5 protein-coding genes are annotated in these 4,413 nt (G+C 57.2%); all 5 read right to left on the bottom strand.

All coding sequences use genetic code 11. The features are described 5' to 3' along the window. Positions 1-17: 17 nt before the first annotated feature. Positions 18-1,049 (bottom strand): anthranilate 1,2-dioxygenase electron transfer component AntC, encoded by a 1,032-nt coding sequence (gene antC / locus AC1DLB_RS22490; protein ID WP_064617268.1) that lies wholly within the window; start codon positions 1,047-1,049, stop codon positions 18-20. A gap of 18 nt (positions 1,050-1,067) precedes the next feature. Continuing rightward, on the bottom strand, positions 1,068-1,556 hold the full coding sequence (gene antB, locus AC1DLB_RS22485; RefSeq protein WP_018927825.1) for an anthranilate 1,2-dioxygenase small subunit: 489 nt from the start codon (positions 1,554-1,556) through the stop codon (positions 1,068-1,070). A 1-nt stretch (position 1,557) separates the two neighbouring features. Next, a complete protein-coding gene (gene antA / locus AC1DLB_RS22480; protein WP_064617272.1) occupies positions 1,558-2,943 on the bottom strand; it encodes an anthranilate 1,2-dioxygenase large subunit in 1,386 nt (461 codons plus the stop codon). A 152-nt stretch (positions 2,944-3,095) separates the two neighbouring features. After that, positions 3,096-3,920, bottom strand: coding sequence for a DUF4198 domain-containing protein (locus AC1DLB_RS22475; protein ID WP_019649044.1), 825 nt, complete (start codon positions 3,918-3,920; stop codon positions 3,096-3,098). Positions 3,921-3,928: 8 nt separating this feature from the next. After that, positions 3,929-4,270 (bottom strand): hypothetical protein, encoded by a 342-nt coding sequence (locus AC1DLB_RS22470; protein ID WP_019578571.1) that lies wholly within the window; start codon positions 4,268-4,270, stop codon positions 3,929-3,931. Positions 4,271-4,413: the final 143 nt, after the last annotated feature.

Raw genomic sequence — 4,413 nt, 5'->3', positions numbered from 1 at the left:
GGATATTTCCCTGTTGCTCAATGTTTGGAATTGCTATCGATAAACTTCTCGTAATACATCTGGAACTGCTCGATCTTCTGATCGTTGAACCAGGTTTTAATCGCGTCGACCATGGGCGGAGGACCGCACAGGTAGATGTCGAATGGGTTGGCGTCGAACGACTGACGGTCGAAGTGATCAGGAATCCACCCGGTTTTACCTTGCCAATCCACGGAGGGTTTCGAAACCACAAGGTGATAGTCGAAGTCGGCGATGCGGTCGCGATAATCAGCCAGGCGTTGAGTTTCGCACAGGTCATTGTCCTGCGTGACGCCATAGAACAGTTGGATCGGGTGCCCGCAGCCACCTTTTTCTGCAATGTTATCAAGCATCCCGAGGAAGGCCGACAGGCCGGTTCCTCCTGCCACCAGTACGAGAGGTTTGGTCACCTGACGTAGATAGAAGCTCCCCAATGGGGCCTCGAGCTCGAGTACTTGACCGGGGCGGCAATGCTCGCGGATGAAGTTGCTCATCACGCCATCAGGCAGGAGCCTGATGAGAAACTGCAATTGGTTGGTGGGGTTGGGGCGGTTGGCGAATGAGTAGGAGCGCCACTCACTGGTGCCCGGTACATGCAGTCGAGCGTATTGCCCCGGAAGAAAGTCCAATTGCTGCTGGTGGGCGCAAGCGTCCAGATGAAGGATCGCCGTGGTGGCCGACACCTGTTCTACACCGGTGATCACCGTTTGCAGTAACCGGGTTGCGCCAGCGTTGCACAAGCTCGAATCGAAGTCGAAATAGAACGACGCATCCGATTGCACGCGGGTCTGGCAAGAGAGCATTTTGCGTTGCGCCAGATCCTGCTCGGAAAGAGCCTCTTCATCGACGTAGTCTTGAGTGAATTGGCCTGATTCGCAGCGACCCTGGCAAGTGCCACAGACACCTTCGCGACAGTCCAGCGGGATGTTCACGCCATTGCGTAGCGCGGCGTCGAGCAGCAGTTCGTTGGGCTTGACCTCGAAGAACGAGGTCTTGCCATCTGCGAAGCTGAAAGCGACTTTATGGTTCATGACAGCGTGCCCCACAGTTCACAGGTGATAGAAATCAAGCACTGAGTTGATCGTGTCGTTGAGCAGCACGATGTGCTTGCGGGTGATCTTCCAGCTGTCTGCGTCCGCTTTGAGGTGGTAGGTCACATGGCCGTAGAACTGCTCGGACAGCCCTTGCCGGGTGTAGAGCGTGACCCAGGCGGCCTTGACTTCAAGCAAGCCGTTATCGATCTCCTTGATTCGCACATTGCTGATTTGATGCAAGGTGCGCGGCATCGGGTTTGAAGCTGCCGACTTGCCTGTGCGCAGACGAAATACCCGGTCTTCCAGGCCGGAGCGGTTCGAGTAGTAAATCAGCGACATGCCGCGCTTGGGATCGGTGGTGTACACATGCTCCGACTCCCATTGCGGCAGGTGGAATTCGCTCTGTTCATCAAACAGGGCGATGTAGGCGTCCCAATCCTGCTGATCACACAGCTCGGCTTTGCGGTAGAGGAATTGTTCGACGGAATGTTGTAGTGCGCTCATTTCACACCTCCTTCAACTTCAGGGCTTTTTGTGCAAGACCYTGCAGAAGGAAGCGCTGCCAGGATCCGTGCTGATTGATGTAGAGCCCCTCATGCGTGAACTCGGTGCCGGTCAGTACCGGTTTGATGCCCAGAGCCTCGCTGTTCGGGGTGGGGCCTTCGACCCATTTCTCACTGCCGCGGGACACTTCGTTCCAGCGCTCGAGGCGGGCCTGGAATCCGCGTTGGGCTTCGCGAAACTCCACCAGGTCGTCGGGAGTGCCCATGCCTGAAACGTTGAAGAAGTCCTCGAACTGGCGGATCCGGTTTTCCCGATCTGCGTCGGACTCACCCTTGACGCCGATGCACTGGCTGGTGATCTCGGTCTTGTTCCAGGCCACTGGGCGCACGATACGCAGCTGCGAGCTGATCTGATCCATGAAGAACAGGCTTGGGTAGATGTTGAGATTGCGTAGACGATGCATCATCCACTCGGCTTGTTGCTGGCCGTATTCCTTCACCAGGCGCGGCATGACGCTGGCATACCCGGCGCGTACRGTCGGGTTGGGCATGTCGCTGAACAAGAGGCTGTGGCCATTCTTGAACGAGAACCAGCCGTCGTCGGTCTCGGCATCGCCGGCGCCCAACTTGCTGTAGTCCAGCGTGTCGGAGCCGCCGCCCTTGGCCGCGTTGACTTGCTGGCGATGCTGTACCGTGGAGACATAGTTGTAGTGCACGGTGCTGACGTGATAACCATCCAGGCCGTTTTCGTGCTGCAGTTTCCAGTTGCCGTCATAGCTATAGGTCGACTTGCCGGGCAGTACTTCCAGCTCGCCGGTCGGAGACTGCGCGACCATCATGTCGAAGAACACTTTGGCATCGCCGAGGTAGTCTTCCAGCGAGTCGCTGCCATTGACGTCCAGGCTGATAAAGACGAAACCCTTGTAGCTCTCGATCCGGGCCTTCTTCAGGCCGCGGGTTGCTTTGTCGAAACCTTCCGGGTATTCCCCCGGAGCCTTGACCTTGACCAGGCGGCCATCACTTTTGTAACACCAGGCGTGGAACGGACAGGTGAAGGTAGATTGGTTACCTTTGCTGACGCGAGTCAGGGTCGCGCCCCGGTGCTGGCAAGCGTTGATCAGCGCGTGGAGCTGATTGCTTCCATCGCGGGTGATGATCATCGGCTGACGACCGGCGCGCATCGTCAGGAAATCATTGGGATTGGCGATTTCACTCTCGTGGCAGGCGTAGATCCAGTTCTTCTCGAAGATCAGTTCCATCTCCAGGTCGAACAGTTCCGGCTCTGTGAACATGTCGCGGGCGACGCGGTAAATACCTTCGGCCGGCCGAAAATCCAGGCAACCCTGAATGTAATCTTGCCACTGCGCAATGCTTCTAGAGCTGTTCATCAGGTACACCCTTTTTGTAGTTTTAGGCACGACCTGATTGAAAGCCTTTCTGTGCGGTGCATCTATCCGGATTCGAGGCGATATCTATCCGTTTCTGAGGGGGTAGGGCGCTTTTCGTGAGGCCTGTCAGGCGCGGTTGCTTTATGCGCTTTTCATTTCATATCCCTGGCCTGCACCCACAGCACCGCGTCTTGCGACAAGGGTTTGCCCTTGTGGGTTTTCGTTGTACCGATGTCGAGCGCTGCAATACCCCACCAGCCGGCCCGGGGCAGGCCGATGGTCACGATGCCCTGGGCGTCCGTGTAGGAGCTCAGGGATTTGAATGAAGCTTGAGGTGCCGTTACATAGTCTTGCTGGCCGAAGGCGTTTTTCTCGATATCGACGGAATGGTTGATGTATTCGATTTCGATTTCGGCGAACGGAACGGGCTTGCCATCGGCCAGCACCAAGGCGCGGAACACTCCGCCTGTCCAGTTTGCATAAGGCTTGTTCAGTGGCTGGATCTCAACCGGCAACCCTTGTGGTTCTGCCCAGTTGCCGGGTACTCCGCCCACGTTCACGATCAGCTTGGTGAACTGTTGGATGTAGACGTCTTCCTCGGTTTCCAGGTAGGGCTCGGGCTCGAGTACGAAGATATGGTCACCCAGTGAGCGAACCAACTCCCGCGGAATCGACGCACGATAGGCAGTCGTTTGGTTATCGCGACTCTGCCACTGGACAGGGCGCAAGTATTGGCGCAGATCGATTTTTTCCCCGCCGTGCGAGCTGATGTGGCTAAAGGCGCGGGGTTCATCCATGGTCATGGTGGGGCCGCCGGAGAAGGGATGCGTGAACACCAGCGCGAACTCCAGTTTATCCGCACGCGGCAGCGCCGTTTCCTCGACGTAGAGCATCTGGAAATGGGCCTGTGCAGCGCCTGTCAGGCAACCTAATGTAACGGCGGCAAGTGCCTGGAGCAGTCGTCGTTTGATCGGCATGGTCGATTTCACCTTGAAATGTCGGATGATTGAATCGTGGCTTGATGGTTGTCTCCGCCCATGAACACAACGGAGTATTTCCCGGCTGGGGGTTGGAATGCGTAGGTGTTGTCGGTGCCGACGTTTCCTTCGAGCAACACCTTGTTGCTAGTGTCCTGGACATGGACTTTTCTGCCAGCGGCGGAGCTGCCGTCGGTGTAACCCGCCTCGCACTTCACCAGATCATCGCTCTCGATGTAGCAGTCGAAGACGGGGCCATGAGCGAAGGCTGCCTGGCAGAACACCAGGGCGCCGGCGATCAGTATCCGATGTGCTGAGCCTAGGGGTTTCATAAGGTCTTCGATCTCCACGGTCGAGGTTGATCATTGGAGCGGCGATTTGTGGTCGCCGCTCGTATTGGGGCCAGGTGGCGCGAAGGCCGTCAGTAAGGAATCCAGGTTCGAACTCAGGAGTGCTTCGTACCCGTCGGCCGCGTCGGCGAGCATTCCCGGGT

This window comes from Pseudomonas sp. 05N434, assembly GCF_056396965.1.
Note: the sequence above shows the minus strand (reverse complement) of the source record. Positions and strands in the feature narration are given on the sequence as shown.